The sequence below is a fragment of the Roseateles sp. So40a genome, from assembly GCF_048081605.1.
In the GTDB taxonomy this organism is placed as follows: domain Bacteria; phylum Pseudomonadota; class Gammaproteobacteria; order Burkholderiales; family Burkholderiaceae_C; genus Roseateles.
The window spans coordinates 3,884,029-3,899,177 of sequence record NZ_CP182288.1 but is presented as its reverse complement, the minus strand read 5'-3'; the positions used below and the strand labels follow the sequence as shown (position 1 = coordinate 3,899,177).

Sequence of the window (15,149 nt, the reverse complement as noted above, 5' to 3'; positions counted from 1 at the left end):
GTCCTGAGAGAAGGGCGCCGGCGCGCCCTCGGCGCGACCGCTCAGCGGCGGCCCGCGCCCAGCAGCGCCACGCCGCCGACGGCGATGGCGGCGATGCCGGCCCACAGCGGGACGTTCACGCGCTTGGTCTCCTCGACCTTGAGCTCGATCGGGCCGACCTTGGCCGCGGTGTTCTCCTTCGTGTACGAGAACCCGCCGTAGACCAGGCCGAGCACGCCCGCGATGATCAGGATCACTCCGATGATTCGAATGCCGCCCATGACGTCCTCCAGTTCGTTGTGGATGGGATACGGCGCTCATTGGAGCGCGGGTGTGCGCTGGCGCACGTAGGACGGCGCCGCATCGCGGTGTCGGTCGGGGCGAGAATGCCGCGATGCGTGTCCTCCGAGTCCTCGCCCTGACGCGGCGCCATCCCTCCGCGATCCTGCTGCTGGTGCAGCTGCTCGGGCTGTTGCTGTATCCGTTGCTGGAATCCAGCCGGTCCGCGCCGCTGGCGCTGGGCGCCTTCGGGATCGTGGTGCTGATCTTCACCACGCGCATGGTGCGCAGCACGCCGGGGCTGACGTGGATCAGCGTGACGATCGCGCTGCCGGCGGTGGCGCTGCTGGTGCTGCAGGCGTTCTGGGGGCGCGACGATCTGCTGTTGTGGTCCTCGGCGTTCGAAGCGCTGTTCTACTTCTACGCCGCCGCCAGCCTGACCGCCTACATGATGAGCGACTGGCATGCGACGACCGACGAGCTCTTCGCCGCGGGCGCGACCTTCACGCTGATCGCCTGGGGCTTCGCGCATGTGTTCGTGGTCGTGCAGGCGCTGCAGCCGGGCAGCTTCGCCGCGGCGGTGGATCCGCAGTCGCCGCGGACCTGGACCGAGCTGATGTTCCTGAGCTTCGCGCTGCTGTCGAGCACCGGCATCGGCGACGTGATCCCGGTGAAGCCGTTGGCGCGCGCGGTGACGACCGTCGAGATGTTCGTCGGCGTCATGTACCTCGCGGCCGTCGTGTCGCGGCTGATCGGGCTGACGCTGATCCGGCGCCGGGAGCTGTCGGACCTGGACTGACGCGGGCTCAGGACTTCGTCGGCGGATCGTCGCGGCGCAGCAGCTTGTCGACCTCGGCGCTCGTGCCGTCGGCAGCGCGCGTGGTGAGGTCCTTGGCCCAGGCGAAGCCTTTCCTGGCCGCGCCCATCGCCTGCGTCGCCGCCTCGGCCGTGGTGTTGCGCACCTGCTCGGCGCTGGGCAGGCGTTCCTGCGTCCATGTCGCGGCATCCTTGGCGGCGTCCTTGGCGACCTTCGCTGCCTGCTTCGCGGCCTCGGCGGCCTGCGCGGCGGCGACGTCCGCCTGCGCGCGGACCTGTTCCGCGCTGGGCAGCTGCTGCTGGGTCCAGTCCGCCGCCTTGCGCGCGGCCTCCCAGGCCTGGGTGGCGGCGGTGCCGGTGGTGGCGCGGACCTGATCGGCACTGGGCAGTCGCTGCTGCGTCCAGTCGGCCGCGTCGACGAGCACGGTCCGGACCTGTCCGGCCGCGCCGCCGGCCAGTGTCACGGTCTGGTTCCAGCGCTTGGAGAGCTCTCCCGGCGGGGCCGTGGCGAGCAGGCGCACGACGGTCTCGAGCGCCTCGGACTCCTCGGCGCTCAACGGACCGCCGGCCTCGAGCATGCCGCGCATGAACACGCCCAGGTCCTTGCCGATCACGGCGTGGTTGCAGTCGGGGTTCAGGTGCAGGAACTCGGCGCCCTCGATGGCCATGGCCTCGAGATCGGCGCCCGCCAGGCGCGCCTCGACCGCGGCGACGGACTGCTCGACGAAGGCGCGGTTGAGGCCCCAGTCGCTGATGAGGTGGTCGATCAGGTACTGGCGCTCGCCGGGCTCGACGGCGCCGTCGACGGCGGCCAGCCGCAGCGACAGCGGCGCGATCAGGTCGAACAGGGCGAGGCCCAGCGTGTCGAGCGGCGTGTTGAGGTACTTGGGGATCTCGATGACGCGATCGCCCTTCGTGGAGCTGAGCAGCCGGTACATGCCGTAGCAGGCGCCGCCCGAGGCGAGCGCGGCGAAGGCGACCCAGCCAATGGGCGTGGCGGACGCGCCCAGCAGCGAGGCGACCATGCCGGTCTTGGCAACGGCCGCGCCGGCGCCCGCGGCGCCGAGCACGTCCCAGACCTCGCGGCCGCGGTTGATCATGCGCAGCGAGGCGTAGGCGGCCTCGCCGATCGCGAGCTTCGCCTTGAAGCGCAGCGGATCGGCGACGACCTGATCGACGCCCTTGAGTTCGGGCGGGGGCAGCAGCAGGGGCGCGGAAGCGGACATGCGGGACAGCTCCAGTGGGATGGGGCGAGTCTAGCGAAGCCGGTGGGGGCCGGCTCCGGGTCCGCTTCGGACTTTCAGCGCTTCACATACGCATCGATCGCCTTGCGCGCCAGGAAGGACTGGTCGCTGAACAGGCCGTCCATGCCCAGCTTGAGGAAGGCGTCGATCTGACCCGCGAGGTTGCCCAGCGCCGCCGGATCGTCGCTGCTGTCGAACTCGTTGGGCAGGAAGGTGTTCTCCGCGCGGAAGGTCCAGCCATGCACGATCAGACCGGCCGCGTGCGCGTCCTTGACCAGCGTCGTCGGCGTGCCCAGCCGGCCCGCCACCAGCGGGATCATGAGATTCGTGTTGGCGCCGATGCCCTGCGCGTAGCTGGCGATCTCGGCCAGACCGGCGGGCTTGGCCAGATCGGCATAGGTGCGCTTGTCGCCGCTCAGCGTGAAGTCATACGGCTGGCCCGAGCCGTTGAGCAGCTGCACCAGCGGCACCCGCGTCATCCGATTGAGCTTGCGCAGGTTGCCCACCTCGAAGGACTGGATGAACACCGCCGCATCCGGGCTGCGATAGCCGTACTTGTGGAGCAGGCGCACCAGCGGCTCCTCGAGCGGCTTGCCGATGCCGGCGAAGTAGGTCGGATGCTTGGTCTCGGGATACACACCGATCGGCTTGAGCCTGCGTCCGCCATGGCCACGGCCATCACCATGCCCATGCCCCGGCTTGCCCGCCTCCTCGCGTCGGCGCTCGTTGGCCTGCTGCACCAGCTGCAGGACCTCCTCGAAGGTGGGTACCTCGAACATGTCGTTGAAACGCGTGTTGCCCGGACGGATCTGCGGAATGCGCTCGCGGGCGCGCAGTGTCTTGAGTTCCGCCAGCGTGAAGTCCTCGGTGAACCAGCCGGTGATGGCCACGCCGTCGATGGCCTTCGTCGTCTTGCGCGACGCGAATTCGGGGCGCTCGGCCACGTCGGTCGTCGCCTCGCGGACGGAGCCGTCGGCATTGAGGATCGCGATCGCGTTCTCGTGACGCGCCACCAGCACGCCGTCCTTGGTCAGCACCAGGTCGGGTTCGACGTAGTCGGCGCCTTGCTCGATGGCGAGCCAGTACGCGGCCAGCGTGTGCTCGGGCACATAACCGCTGGCGCCGCGGTGCGCGATCAGCAGCGGTTCCTTGCCGCGCGAGGCGGCGGTCGAGTCGTGCGCGCAGGCGGTCGTGGCCAGCGACGCAGCCGCGATCGCGGCAAGCAGGGTGGTACGCAGCAGCTTCATGCGGAGGTCTCCTTCGTTCGGTGTCGGTCGGCGCGATGTGAAGGTCGCGTGAGAAAGACGTGAGGCGAGCGAAGGGTAGGCGCCTACGGATGAAACTTTGATGATCGCCGCGGGCGGGGCCGTCCCATGAAACAGGTCTTACACCTGGATGCGCGTCGCGCGTCGCGCGGCGTTCAGGACAGCGGCAGGACCTCGTCGGCTTCGCCCGCCTGACAGTCGGCGGGCAGGGGTGTCCAGCCACGGCGCACGACGATGTGGCGGCCGGCGGCGCAGAACTCGATGCGTTGCGCGCCGGGCAGGCGGCGGTGGACGAAGTCCTCCAGCGCGGCCGGCGTGGAGACCTTCAGCCGCATCGCGTAGAGGTCGTCGACCGGGTGATCGTCGCTGTGGACCAGCGGCACGAACTGCGCCGCGAACATCACGGCGTGCGAAGGCACGATCACCGGCGCGGGGTCGTAACCCAGCGCTTGCAGGCCGAGCTGCGCCTGCGCCCGGGTGGGCTCGGGCGCGCGCGGGCCCCAGGCGAAGCCCATCATCTCGGCGACCCACTGGTTGCAGTTCTGATAACGCGTCGCGAAGGCATAGGCGCTGGCGCTGTAGCGCGAGGACAGCAGCGCGAGCGCCAGCCGGTTGTCCAGCGCGCTGGCGGCGAGCGACGCACCCTCGGCATCGGGCAGCGTGACGATGGACAGGCGGATCGGCGCGGTCTTGCCCGCGCTGAGCAGGAAGCCGGCGAGCCCCTGGTCATAGAGCCGGGCGCGGGATTCGTCGCAGGCGTAATAGAGCTGGCGCACGGACCAGGGGCCGTTGCGGCTGTCCTTGAGCGCGAGGCCGCTGTGCGAGTACAGCAGCTGAAAGCGGCTGAGGTCGGTGCCTGAGCGCGACACCAGCGCCGCGGTGACGCCGCTGCCCTCGAGTACGCGGCGTGCAGCGGCGACGAGTTGCAGCTGGCGGTCCTGCTCGGTGGCGCTGACCTCGCCGCCGCGATCGCAGAAGGTCGCAGCATGCGCGCTCGCTGTGATGCCCAGTCCGGCGAGTGCGCTGGCCGAGAGACTCAGCGCCGCGAATCCACGTCGGATCGAACGGGGCCGCGCGTGCGGCCCGGTCCCGATCACAGCGTCACCGGACGCGATTCGAGCTCGCGATGCCAGTCGTCCTTGAGCGCCAGCAGGAAGGCCTGGCGGTTCTCGGCGCGGGCGAACTCGTAGCCGTACTCGCGTTCCTGCGCGAGGACGTGGTCGCCCACGCGCAGCGGCTGGCCGGCGATGGCCTGCTTGGGCACGTAGAGGAAGAAGTCGGTGCCGCCCTCGGCGCGCACCGGCTGCAGGTGCAGGCGGGTCGTGTCGGCGCGGTCGGCGGCGTCCTCGACGGCCAGGACCTTGTATTCGCCCTGCGCGACCTTGCGGTCCTTGCTGGAGCTGTCGCTGGATTGGCCGATCGAGTCGGACAGCTGCTTGGAAGAGACCGAACCGGCGCTGGACGCGGAGGTCACGATGCTGTCGGCGCGGGCGGGCAGCGAGGCCAGGCCGAGCGCGGTGAGGGCGGCCGAGGCGGCCAGGGCAAGGGAGAAACGCGGGACGTTGTGGCGCATAAGACCATCCATGGGCAAGTCAGACCGGCCGCGGAGGCGGCCGGATGGCGCAAGCATAGGGGATGGCAGCTTGTTACGAGTCAGCGCCGGCGCACTGCTCGAACACCTGGCGTGTGGCTTCAAGCTGTTGAATCACGGTCTTCTCATCGATGCATTTCCACAGCTCATAGTCCGCCGATATGCGCCGATCAAAGGACGCCTCCAGCAATTTCGACACGGCGATGGATCGCTCCTTCTGCTGCTCGTCGCACTGCGCATTCGGGTAGCGCAGCCTCTGAATGAGACGGTCATGCACCCCGCCTGGCGTCCTGGCCCGTCCGCGCTCCGGCAGCGTCTTCTCCCATCGCCGGCAGCGGTGATACGACGCGTAGTACGCCCTTGAGATCGTTGACCGCCGAGAAGCCTCATCGCCCACCTGAGCACCATAGCTGTTGGCCAGCCGGAGCAGGTCATGCGCTTCAATCGCCATGGTTGCTCTCTCCGCATCGGTCCATGTCGAGCTCAAGGTGTCCCGTCCGTCCAGGCGGCTCGGGCTCCAGGACCGATACATAGGACACATCGAGGTAGCCGATGGTCAAGCCAGCGGCCACCGATCGACGAATCAGGTCGCGGTTCAATTGCTCGACCTGCATCGCGTCGGCGTCGACGCTAACGAACACCTGGATGTGGCAGTCGTCGGCGTCGTCGTACCAGATCCGCGCCTCCAACGGCCCTCGGCACGCCTTCATCCTTGACATGGACAGCACACCACCCGCGACGCGGAGCATGGCGTATCCATCCATGCATCGTTGTTCATGCCTGCGGAAATAGTCTCGGAACTCCTCTACCGTTCCCGGATGGATGGATCCATATCGACTCAAGGCGGCACGATCGGCGGGCGCGCCGAAGAGCTCCTCGGGGTGATTCATCTCGTGGATCAGGATGTCCAGACCGGCAGTCCAGAAGTCGGGGGAGCTCTCATTGAACTTCGCCGGCATCGTTGCCAAGACGGGCCCTGATGGCGTTGGCCGCTTCGGTACATCACGCATTACCGCATTCATCTCTGCTCCTTTCACGCTGCAGATTCATTCGAATGACCAGCAGTGTCGGCAGGCGAGGCGCGAAAGACACTCCCTCCGAAGAGCGCATCGATGGGGGAGACTGATCCGAGTAGGCCGGTCCCCCCTCGCATACCGATAGAAGCCATGGACGTTCGCGGGGTCAGGACTTGCCGACCCCGCTGTCGCATGACATCGCGCGTGTGTCAGCTCAATTGAGCTCCGACGCCGGCACCACCGGCAGCACGATGCTCGACGGCCGTTGCGGACTGGCGTGGATCGTCGTCACGTTGCCGTCGGCCTGACGCTGCAGCGGCGTCGGCCAGATGCCCTGCGCCTGGTTGCTCGCGCTGATCGCGATCCTCAGCCGGTGACCTGCGCGCACCAGCGCCGCCACCGGGAACACCTCCACCGGCACCAGCATCGGCTCGTTGGCCACCACCGGTTGCGCCGTGGACGCGGTGAACGGATGCCAGGGCTGGATCATCGTGCCGTTGACGAAACGCGAGCGGCTCGGATCCACCGCCCGATGCGCCGCCGACATCAACCCGTGCGTCAGCGGCTTCACCGCTCCCGTCGCGGGGTCCACGTCATCCACCCGCACCGACAGCGCCGCCTGCGTGCGCGTCGCCGAGATCCACAGGTCGGCCTGGATCGGTCCGTTCAGGTAGAGGTCCTGCGCCAGCGGCGCGGTCTCGTAGACCACCGCGCCCTGCAGCGACTCCACCCGCGCGCTGTCGGAGTAGCACGGCAGCGGCAGCAGCCCCGCCAGGCCCAGCGTCCATTGCACCTGGCTGGCCGAGCAGTCGCTGTGGTCGCGCACCTGCACGCTCGCGGTGAACACCGTGCCGAGCACCGACCCGCGCGTGGCCGTCGGCGCGGGCGGCTCGGTCACCGTCCAGCCCGCCGCCACCGCCGGCTGGCGCGAGGACAAGCTGCCGTCGGGCTGCAGGTACCAGCGCTGCGGCGCCATGCGCGGATGCGGCCAGTCGCTCGCGGTCGCGAAGCGCGCCTTGCCGCCGCTCCCGTAACCATCGACGAACTGCGTGACCGTGGGCAACGCCTCCGCGCCGCTCGCGCGCCCCTGCAGGTAGCGGTCGAACCACTGCAGCAGCAGCGAGGTCGTGCTCGGCGGCCCGTACGACGGCGCGCCGCCGTAGCCGCTCATACCCGATTGCACCGACTGCAGATGCGCGCCCGGCAGGATCGCCAGCTTGGCCGTGACGTTGCGCTTGAGCTGCTCGTACAGCAGCGGCTGGTCGCGCTGGAAGATGTCCAGCGACGCGCCCACGATGAAGGTCGGCACGCGGATCTTCCCGGCGCTCTCCACCGGCGAGCGCGACGCCCAGAAGTTGCCGTCATCAGTGGCGATGCCGCTGGTGCCCCCGACGAAGCCGTCGAAGGTCGGCGCGTACCAGGTGCCGATCGCTGCGACGTGGTCCGCCGTCGCCGCGTTGATCTGGCTCGCGAACCACGGATTGAGCAGCAGCTCGGGCGCGTTGGCCACGCTCAGCGATTGCGTCAGCGGCAGCCAGGTGCTCAGGAACTGCGCGTTGAACATCCCGCCCGTCGCGGCCACGCCGCGGTAGGCATCGCCCATGGGCACCTGCGCGAAGGCGGCCTTCACCGCCGGATGCTGCTGGCCCGCGGTCAGCAGCGAGCTGATGCCGAGGTAGGACGTACCCGCCACGCCGATGCTGCCGTTGAAGAACGATTGGCGCGTCACCCACTCGACGGCCTCGCGATAGGCCTGCTGCTCCTCCTCGCCGATCAGCTGCGTGACGCCGCCGCTCATGCCGGTGCCGTGCGCGTCGATGGCCACCGTGACGTAGCCGCGGCGGACCATGTACTGGTCCAGTCCACCGATGAGCAGCGTGTTGCCGCCTGCCGGCGTGAACACGCCGAGGAACTGGCCGACGTCGATGCGATATGCCGTTTGCGTCAGCACCACCGGGAAGCGCCCGGACTTCGGAAAGCCCAGCAGGTCCGCCGGCTTGGACACCAGCACCGCGAGCTGCTTGCCCGAGGACAGCTTGATGAACTGCAGCGGCAGCGTGACCGCCCTCGGGTAGTCCGGTCCGCGCGTGTAGGCCGTCGAGGGCCACGTGGCTCCGGCGTTGTCGGTGACTGCCGGGTTGGGCGCGGCCAGCGTGCCGCGGGTGCCCAGCGTCGTCGTCTGCGCGTGCGCGCCGAGCGTCGCGCAGGCGCTCAACGCCGCGATCATCGCGCGGACGAACGCCGTCTTGCCTCGCCGGTGGGGAAGGGCCAGGGTCATGTCTTGTCTCCTTGATCCCGAGGTCGGGTGGTCGCTGGTCGCGACTCTGTGGGCATGAAGCCCGCCGACTATGCCGGTCCGCGCGCGCACCGCCATGAGGGAAATCAGGAGGCCGAAATGGCCCCGATGGGTACGGGGTTTGCCTCGGCGGCGCCCCGTTTCAGGCAGCCGCGATCGCCTGCGCCAACGCGCGAAAGGCCAGCGCACTCGGACTGGGCGTGCGATCGCGATGCCAGATCATGGAGAGCTCGCGCACGATGCGCAAATCGCGCACCGGCAGCACGACGAGCACCTTTGCCGCGAGTTCCTCCTCGATGGATCGGCGCGACACCCACGACACCGCGTTCCCCAACCGCAGCAGCCGCTTGATCGCGTCCGGGCTGCCGATGGAGAGCCTCGGCGACAGCGTCAGCCCCAGCGACGCGTACGCGCGGGCGACGACCTCGCGCGTGCCCGAGCCCGGCTCGCGCATGACGAGCTCCGCTTCGCCCAGCGCCGCCGCCGTCAATCCACGACGCCGCGCCAGCGGGTGGGTGGCGCCGGCGACGGCCACGATCTCATCCTCGCCCAGCGGCAAGGCCTCGAAGGTGTCGGTGTCATGCGGGCCCTCGATCAGGCCGAGCTGCGCTTCCATCGCCCGGACCTCGGCCTGCACCTGGTCGGTGTTGGACACCGACAGGGCCAGCGACACGTCCGGATGGCGCTGCCGGAACTCGTCCAGGATCGCCGGCAGCACGTAGGCGCCGGTGGTGCGGCTGGCCGCCAGCGCCAGGTGCCCGCGCCGCAGTCCGGCGAGCTCTTCGACCGCGGCCTCCGCCGCGTCGGCCAGCTTGAAGATCTGCGCGCCGTAGCCCGCCAGCAGCCGGCCGGCCTCGGTGGGCGCCATGCCGCGCGGCAAGCGGTCGAAGAGCGCGACCCCCAGGCGCTCCTCCAGCGCGCGGATCTCGCGCGTGAGCGCCGGCTGGCTGACATGCAGCCGCAGGGCGGCCGCGGTGACGCTGCCGGTCTCGACGACCGCCTGGAAGGCGGCGAGGTGGGTGAAGTTCATCGCGTGCGTCCAGGCGGGGTGATCGTGTCGGGGCGATTCTTCGCGTGACATGCACGCCAGGCATGGATTGAATCAGAAATATGTATTTTTCATATCCTTATGCGATTTCCACAATAGCGGCCATGAAGTTGCTGCTCCGCGTCATCCACGGTTTCACGCCCAACTGGTTCGCCCTGACCATGGGCACCGGCGCCGCCGCGCTCGTGCTGGCGGCGCTGCCGGTGGGCGGCGAACCTGGCCGCGTGCTGCATGCCGCCGCCCACGCGCTGTGGCTGCTGGACGCGCTGGTCTACGCGGTGTTCGTGATGCTGCTGCTGGCGCGGCTGATGCTGGATCGGCGCGCGCTGGACGAGCTGCTCGCCCATCCGCTGCAGTCGATGTTCTTCGGCGCGCTGCCGATGGGGCTGGTGCCGGTGATCAACGGGCTGGTGCTGTTCGAGGGCGCCGGCGCCGCGGGTGCCACTTCCCCGGCCGTCGTGTCCTGGGCGCTCGCGCTGTGGATCGCCGACGCGGTGCTGGCCGTGGTCGTCGCCGTGGGCGTGCCCTTCTGGGTGATCACGCGCCAGGACCATCGCCTGGAGCGCGTCACCGCCGCGCTGCTGCTGCCGGTCGTGGCGCCCGAGGTGGCGGCCTCGAGCGCCGCGGTGCTCGCGCCACATCTGCCCGCCGCGACGGCGCAGTGGGTCACCGGCGCCGGTTACGTGCTCTGGGGGATCTCGGTGCCGCTGGCGTTCTCGATCCTGACGCTGGTGCTGATCCGGCTGATCCTGCACAAGCTGCCGGCCCGCGAGCTCGGCGTGACGAGCTGGCTCACGCTGGGGCCGATCGGCACCGGCGCGCTGGGACTGCTCACGCTGGGCGACGCCGCCGCCCACGCCTTCGCCGCCACGCCGCTTGCCGAGGCCATGGGCGCGGCGCGCGACCTGGGTCTGGTCGGTGCCTTGCTGCTGTGGGGCGCCGGGCTGTGGTGGCTGGCCTGCGCGTTGATGTTCACGCGGCATTACCTGCGCGACGGCTGGCGCGACGGGCTGCCGTTCAACCTCGGCTGGTGGGGTTTCACCTTCCCGCTGGGCGTCTACACGCTGGCCACGCTGCAATTGGCCAAGGTGACCGGTTTCGCCGCGCTGGCCACGCTGGGAACCGCGATGGGCGCCGCGCTGATCGCGTTGTGGGCGCTGGTGCTGGCGCGCACGCTGATCGATCTGGCAGGGAAGGTCGACGCCGCGATCCGCCCCTTCGGCTCCCTCGCCCGCGAAGCGGGAGAGGGCGGGGGGTGAGGGCTCTGCGAAGGGCACCGAGCACCTCCCCGAGCCCTCACCCCCACCCCTCTCCCGCTGCGCGGGCGAGGGGATTCCGCGCAGTCCTTCACGAGTGCCTGCCCGTGTAGGTCAAGCGCCTACACCGGCTGCCGCAACTGGCGCTCATCGCGTGAGGGCGCCGCAGGCTGGTGATCGACCCGCCGGGCAACGACGATGACAGCCATGAAAGTCGCTGTCATCGAAGACCACCTGCCCGTGCGCCAACTGCTCGTCCGCCGTGCCGAGAAGCTCGACGGCCTGCGCGTCGTCGCCCAGGCTTCCGGCGAGGACGAGGCCGTCGACGCCGTCCTGGCCACCGTCCCCGACGTCGTGCTGCTGGACCTGCGCCTGGCGCAAGGCACCGGCCTGTCCGTGCTGAACCGTCTGCGCGACCAGGACTATGCCGGCCAGGTCTTCGTCCTCAGCGGCGAGGACGCCGGCACCCACGCCGCCGCCTGCCGCCGTCATGGCGCCGACGCCTTCTATGACAAGGCCTTCGATTTCGAGCAGCTGCTGAGCGACCTGCACGATCTGTGCAAGCGCGCCGCGGCCAATGGACCGCTGCATCCGATGCGCCATGGCCAGCGGGCCGTGGCCAACGGCTGAGCGCGCAACGACGCGCCGGAACGCACCGACGCCCCGGGAGGACCGCCATGAAGTTCGCGCTGACCCTGCCTTCACTCCGCCAGTTGACGCTGCCCGCATGGCCGCGGATGCCCGCGTTCTCGTGGCTGCCGCGCGGCGCGCTGTCGTCCTGGCTGGTGGCCTTCAACGTGGCGGTGATCGTCGCGCTGGCGGCCATGACGGCGCTGAGCCTGTGGAGCCACCGCGCCACCGAGACCGACCGCGCCCGCGACGTCGTCGAGAACCTGGCGCAGAACATCGCCGTGGAGGTCGGCGCCGAGCTGCGCAACACCGACAACGCGCTGGCCACCATCGCGCTGCGCTACCGCAGCGCGCGCCAGTCGCCGGAGCAGCTGGCCATGGTCGCCCGGCTGATGGAGGAGCAACGCGGCCTGCTGCCGCAGGTCGCCGCGCTGCGCATCACCGATGTCAACGGCACCGTCACCACCGGCCTGATGCCCGATGAGCGCCCCTTCAACGTCGGCGACCGCGACTACTTCGCGCAGGCCCGCAACACCGACGCGATGGTGATCTCCGAGCCGCTGAACAGCCGTGCCCAGAACCACTGGTGCATCATCCTGGCCCGCCGGCTGATCGACCACGACGGCAACTTCGCCGGCATCGTCTACGGCGTCGTCACCGCCAAGCATTTCGTCGAGCGCTTCAGCGGCGTCGCGCTCGGCCCGTCGGGCGCGGTCTCGCTGCGCTCGGACGGCATGAACCTCGTGGCGCGCTACTCCGCCAGCGAACCCTCGTCGACCAAGGGCTTCGGTCAGAAGTCGCTGTCGGAGCAGGCGCTGCGCTCGCTGGAGCAGAACCGCGAACGCGGCGTGTACATCACCCCGACCGCGCTGGACAAGGTCGAGCGCATCACCGCCTACCGCAAGGTGCCCGCTTACCAGATGACGCTGTTCACCGGCATGAGCAGCGACTACTTCCTGGCGGGCTGGCGCACGCAGGTCGTGCAGCAGTCGGCGCTGGCCGCGCTCGTGGCGCTGGCCATCGCGGCGGCGTCCGCGCTGCTGCACCGCACGCACCGCCGTGAGCGCCGCGCCAAGGATTCGCTCCAGCAACTGGCGCGCGAGCAGGACGCGATGCTGCAGAACGACCTGATCGGCATGGTCCGCATCCGCGACAGCCACGCCGTGTGGACCAACCTGGCGCTGGAGCGCATGTTTGGCTTCGGCGCCGGCGAGATGATCGGCAAGCCCGCGCGGGAGCTCTTCCTCAGCCCGCAGGACCATGCGCGCGTGCGCGACGTCAGCCAGGCCACGATGCGCCCGGGCAGCCGCTTCCACACGCAGATCCGCATGCGCCGCCTGGATGGCGCCGAGTTCTGGGTCGACCTGCACGGCACCGTGCTCAACGAGAGCGAATCGATGTGGATGCTGGTGGACATCGACGGCCTCAAGCGCAGCGAGGAACAGGCGCAGCACCTGGCACTGCGCGACGTGCTGACGGGTTTGCCCAACCGGCGCCTCTTCGAGGAGAAGGTCGGTGACGCGATCAACGGCGCGCGCCGCAGCGGCCGCGGCTTCGCGGTCTGCTACCTGGACCTGGACGGCTTCAAGGCGATCAACGACCAGCACGGCCACGAGGCCGGCGACGAGGTCCTGACCGAGGTCGCGCAGCGGCTGCAGGACCTGGTGCGCGGCAACGACGTGGTGGCGCGCCTGGGCGGCGACGAATTCGCGATCCTGCTCTCCGGCGTCACGCGTCCCGAGGATGTCGAGCAGACGCTGCAGCGCTGCCTGTTCTCGATCCAGCGCCGCATCACGCTGGACAGCGGCGAGAAGGTCTCGGTGGGCGCCAGCATCGGCGCGGTGGTCGGCGGCGGCGGCGACAACTGCCGCGACCTGCTGCACGCGGCGGACGAGGCCATGTACGCGGTCAAGCGCACCGGCAAGGGTCAGATCCAGATCGCCGGTCACGTGCATTCCGAATGGGCGGTGGCGGCATGACATGTTCGGTAGCGCGGTCCCCGCAATGGGTGACAGCCCGCCCGTCCCGCGCCTGGGGTGTGCCGCGCCGGGCCAGTCCGAGGCAACATCCACCGATGTCCTGGGAGCCGTCGAGGCGGGAAGGCCGGTAGGCAGCGGTACCGCGGCGGCGTGAGTTCAGCGTTTTGGGGAGAACACATGAACATCGCAACCTGGCGGCTGTCGACGCAGCTGACCGTGTCCTTCGTGGTGCTGGTGGCGCTGTGCGCGCTGGTCGGCGGGATGGGGCTGCTGCAGCTCAACCGCGTCCACGACAACACGACCGAGATCGCCGACGACTGGCTGCCCAGCATCCAGAGCATGGCCGCGATCCGCGTCAAGGCCAATCAGATCCGGCGCATGGAGCCCGATCACCTGCTGTCCGACGATGCGCAGGAGCGCGCCCAGATCGAGGGCAACATCACTCGCGCCCGCCAGGAGCTGGCCGCGGCCGAGAAGGCCTACCAGCCCTACATCAGCAACGACGAGGAACGCCGGCTGTATGCCGAGGTCGTCGCCGCGCGCGACGTCTACTTCGCGGCGCAGGAGAAGCTGCTGCATCTCTCCCGCAACGACGCCGAGGACGCGCAGGCGCGGGCGCATTTCCGTGGGGAGTCGCGCACCAGCTTCAACAACTGGGTCAAGGCCATCGAGCGCACCGCCGACTACAACGCCGCGGGCAGCGAGCAGTCGCGCAAGGACGCCGAGGCCGACTTCGCGGCCGGCCACGGCTGGAGCCTCTCGCTGACCACGGTGGCCATCGCGGTGGCCGTGGCGCTGGCGCTGTTCCTGATGAACCATGTGCGCCGTCTGCTGGGCGGTGATCCGGCGGAGGCGGCGCGGCTGGTGCGTCAGGTCGCGCAGGGCGATCTCAGCGGCGAGATCCGCGTGCGCCCGGGCGATCAGCGCAGCCTGATCGCGGCGCTTGCCGAGATGCAGCTGAGCCTGCGCCAGGTCGTGGGCGGCGTGCGCGTGGGCAGCGAGTCGGTGGCCAGCGCGAGCGCGCAGATCGCGATGGGCAACGGCGATCTGAGCCAGCGCACCGAGGAGCAGGCCAGCGCGCTGGAGCAGACCGCGGCCACGATGACGCAGCTCGGCGAGACGGTGCAGCAGACCTCGGAGAACGCGCAGCAGGCCGATCGGCTTGCGCGGTCCGCCAGCGAGGTGGCGCAGCGGGGCGGCGTCGTGGTGGCGCAGTTCGTCGAGACCATGCGCGGCATCGACGAGAGCAGCCGCCGCATCGCCGACATCATCGGCACGATCGACGGCATCGCCTTCCAGACCAACATCCTGGCGCTGAACGCGGCGGTGGAAGCGGCGCGCGCGGGCGAGCACGGCAAGGGCTTCGCGGTGGTGGCCTCGGAGGTGCGCGCGCTGGCCGGACGCAGCGCCGAGGCCGCGCGCGAGATCAAGTCGCTGATCGCGGCGAGCGTGTCGCGGGTGGAGGAGGGCAACGGCCAGGTCGATCAGGCCGGTGCGACGATGGCCGAGATCGTCGCCGCCATCGGTCGCGTGACCGATGTGGTCGGCGAGATCAGCAGCGCCACGCGCGAGCAGTCGCAGGGCGTGCACCAGGTCGGCGAGGCGGTGAACCAGATGGACCAGGTGACGCAGCAGAACGCCGCGCTCGTCGAGGAGTCCGCCGCCGCCGCGGAGAGCTTGCGGCAGCAGGCGGACGCGTTGGTGCAGTCGGTGGCACGGTTCCGGCTGGCCTGAGACCGGACCGGACTTT

Annotated in this window: 14 protein-coding genes; 5 read left to right on the top strand and 9 right to left on the bottom strand. The window is 69.9% G+C overall.

Going from position 1 to position 15,149, the window contains the following annotated elements; translation table 11 throughout:
• Positions 1 to 41: 41 nt before the first annotated feature.
• A complete protein-coding gene (locus tag ACNI65_RS17760) occupies positions 42 to 260 on the bottom strand; it encodes a hypothetical protein (protein WP_416758353.1) in 219 nt (72 codons plus the stop codon).
• A gap of 113 nt (positions 261 to 373) precedes the next feature.
• On the opposite strand from ACNI65_RS17760, the gene ACNI65_RS17755 reads away from it, so the two are divergent.
• A complete protein-coding gene (locus ACNI65_RS17755) occupies positions 374 to 1,057 on the top strand; it encodes an ion channel (protein WP_416758351.1) in 684 nt (227 codons plus the stop codon).
• 7 nt (positions 1,058 to 1,064) lie between these two features.
• Here the strand turns inward: ACNI65_RS17755 and ACNI65_RS17750 are convergent, their stop codons facing one another.
• The 8 genes from ACNI65_RS17750 to ACNI65_RS17715 form a co-directional block, all read right to left on the bottom strand.
• The gene (locus tag ACNI65_RS17750) at positions 1,065 to 2,300 is read right to left on the bottom strand and encodes a hypothetical protein (protein WP_416758350.1); all 1,236 of its coding nucleotides are present in this window, start codon (positions 2,298 to 2,300) and stop codon (positions 1,065 to 1,067) included.
• Positions 2,301 to 2,374: 74 nt separating this feature from the next.
• Positions 2,375 to 3,565: a glycerophosphodiester phosphodiesterase gene (locus ACNI65_RS17745; RefSeq protein WP_416758349.1), complete on the bottom strand. Its 1,191-nt coding sequence runs from the start codon at positions 3,563 to 3,565 to the stop codon at positions 2,375 to 2,377.
• Positions 3,566 to 3,738: 173 nt separating this feature from the next.
• Positions 3,739 to 4,680, bottom strand: coding sequence for a DUF2145 domain-containing protein (locus tag ACNI65_RS17740; RefSeq protein WP_416758348.1), 942 nt, complete (start codon positions 4,678 to 4,680; stop codon positions 3,739 to 3,741).
• A complete protein-coding gene (locus ACNI65_RS17735; RefSeq protein ID WP_416758347.1) occupies positions 4,677 to 5,156 on the bottom strand; it encodes a hypothetical protein in 480 nt (159 codons plus the stop codon). The genes ACNI65_RS17740 and ACNI65_RS17735 overlap by 4 nt, the downstream gene beginning before the upstream one ends.
• A 73-nt stretch (positions 5,157 to 5,229) precedes the next feature.
• Positions 5,230 to 5,625: a hypothetical protein gene (locus ACNI65_RS17730; protein ID WP_416758346.1), complete on the bottom strand. Its 396-nt coding sequence runs from the start codon at positions 5,623 to 5,625 to the stop codon at positions 5,230 to 5,232.
• On the bottom strand, positions 5,615 to 6,142 hold the full coding sequence (locus ACNI65_RS17725; RefSeq protein WP_416758345.1) for a hypothetical protein: 528 nt from the start codon (positions 6,140 to 6,142) through the stop codon (positions 5,615 to 5,617). Before ACNI65_RS17725 ends, ACNI65_RS17730 begins: the two co-directional genes overlap by 11 nt.
• 262 nt (positions 6,143 to 6,404) lie before the next feature.
• Positions 6,405 to 8,468 carry a CocE/NonD family hydrolase gene (locus ACNI65_RS17720; RefSeq protein WP_416758344.1) on the bottom strand — a complete coding sequence of 688 codons (2,064 nt, stop codon included), beginning with the start codon at positions 8,466 to 8,468 and terminating at the stop codon, positions 6,405 to 6,407.
• 160 nt (positions 8,469 to 8,628) lie between these two features.
• Positions 8,629 to 9,516 carry a LysR family transcriptional regulator gene (locus ACNI65_RS17715; protein WP_416758343.1) on the bottom strand — a complete coding sequence of 296 codons (888 nt, stop codon included), beginning with the start codon at positions 9,514 to 9,516 and terminating at the stop codon, positions 8,629 to 8,631.
• Positions 9,517 to 9,638: 122 nt separating this feature from the next.
• Here ACNI65_RS17715 and ACNI65_RS17710 point away from each other — a divergent pair, with 122 nt between their 5' ends.
• The 4 genes from ACNI65_RS17710 to ACNI65_RS17695 all read left to right on the top strand — a co-directional run bounded on the left by ACNI65_RS17710 (position 9,639) and on the right by ACNI65_RS17695 (position 15,133).
• A complete protein-coding gene (locus ACNI65_RS17710; RefSeq protein WP_416758342.1) occupies positions 9,639 to 10,793 on the top strand; it encodes a C4-dicarboxylate ABC transporter in 1,155 nt (384 codons plus the stop codon).
• Between the two features lie 204 nt (positions 10,794 to 10,997).
• Entirely contained in the window at positions 10,998 to 11,420 is a 423-nt protein-coding gene (locus ACNI65_RS17705) for a response regulator (RefSeq protein ID WP_416758340.1), read from the top strand.
• A gap of 47 nt (positions 11,421 to 11,467) precedes the next feature.
• On the top strand, positions 11,468 to 13,399 hold the full coding sequence (locus tag ACNI65_RS17700) for a diguanylate cyclase domain-containing protein (RefSeq protein WP_416758339.1): 1,932 nt from the start codon (positions 11,468 to 11,470) through the stop codon (positions 13,397 to 13,399).
• A 177-nt stretch (positions 13,400 to 13,576) separates the two neighbouring features.
• Positions 13,577 to 15,133, top strand: a complete 1,557-nt coding sequence (locus tag ACNI65_RS17695; RefSeq protein ID WP_416758338.1) for a methyl-accepting chemotaxis protein — start codon at positions 13,577 to 13,579, stop codon at positions 15,131 to 15,133.
• The last annotated feature ends 16 nt before the right edge of the window (positions 15,134 to 15,149 follow it).

Excerpts from the sequence above, each read along its gene's own strand:
- ACNI65_RS17760 (WP_416758353.1), bottom strand. The coding sequence starts at position 260 with ATGGGCGGCATTCGAATCATCGGAGTGATCCTGATCATCGCGGGCGTG.
- ACNI65_RS17755 (WP_416758351.1), top strand. The coding sequence starts at position 374 with ATGCGTGTCCTCCGAGTCCTCGCCCTGACGCGGCGCCATCCCTCCGCG.
- ACNI65_RS17750 (WP_416758350.1), bottom strand. The coding sequence starts at position 2,300 with ATGTCCGCTTCCGCGCCCCTGCTGCTGCCCCCGCCCGAACTCAAGGGC.
- ACNI65_RS17745 (WP_416758349.1), bottom strand. The coding sequence starts at position 3,565 with ATGAAGCTGCTGCGTACCACCCTGCTTGCCGCGATCGCGGCTGCGTCG.
- ACNI65_RS17735 (WP_416758347.1), bottom strand. The coding sequence starts at position 5,156 with ATGCGCCACAACGTCCCGCGTTTCTCCCTTGCCCTGGCCGCCTCGGCC.
- ACNI65_RS17730 (WP_416758346.1), bottom strand. The coding sequence starts at position 5,625 with ATGGCGATTGAAGCGCATGACCTGCTCCGGCTGGCCAACAGCTATGGT.
- ACNI65_RS17720 (WP_416758344.1), bottom strand. The coding sequence starts at position 8,468 with ATGACCCTGGCCCTTCCCCACCGGCGAGGCAAGACGGCGTTCGTCCGC.
- ACNI65_RS17715 (WP_416758343.1), bottom strand. The coding sequence starts at position 9,516 with ATGAACTTCACCCACCTCGCCGCCTTCCAGGCGGTCGTCGAGACCGGC.
- ACNI65_RS17710 (WP_416758342.1), top strand. The coding sequence starts at position 9,639 with ATGAAGTTGCTGCTCCGCGTCATCCACGGTTTCACGCCCAACTGGTTC.
- ACNI65_RS17705 (WP_416758340.1), top strand. The coding sequence starts at position 10,998 with ATGAAAGTCGCTGTCATCGAAGACCACCTGCCCGTGCGCCAACTGCTC.
- ACNI65_RS17700 (WP_416758339.1), top strand. The coding sequence starts at position 11,468 with ATGAAGTTCGCGCTGACCCTGCCTTCACTCCGCCAGTTGACGCTGCCC.
- ACNI65_RS17695 (WP_416758338.1), top strand. The coding sequence starts at position 13,577 with ATGAACATCGCAACCTGGCGGCTGTCGACGCAGCTGACCGTGTCCTTC.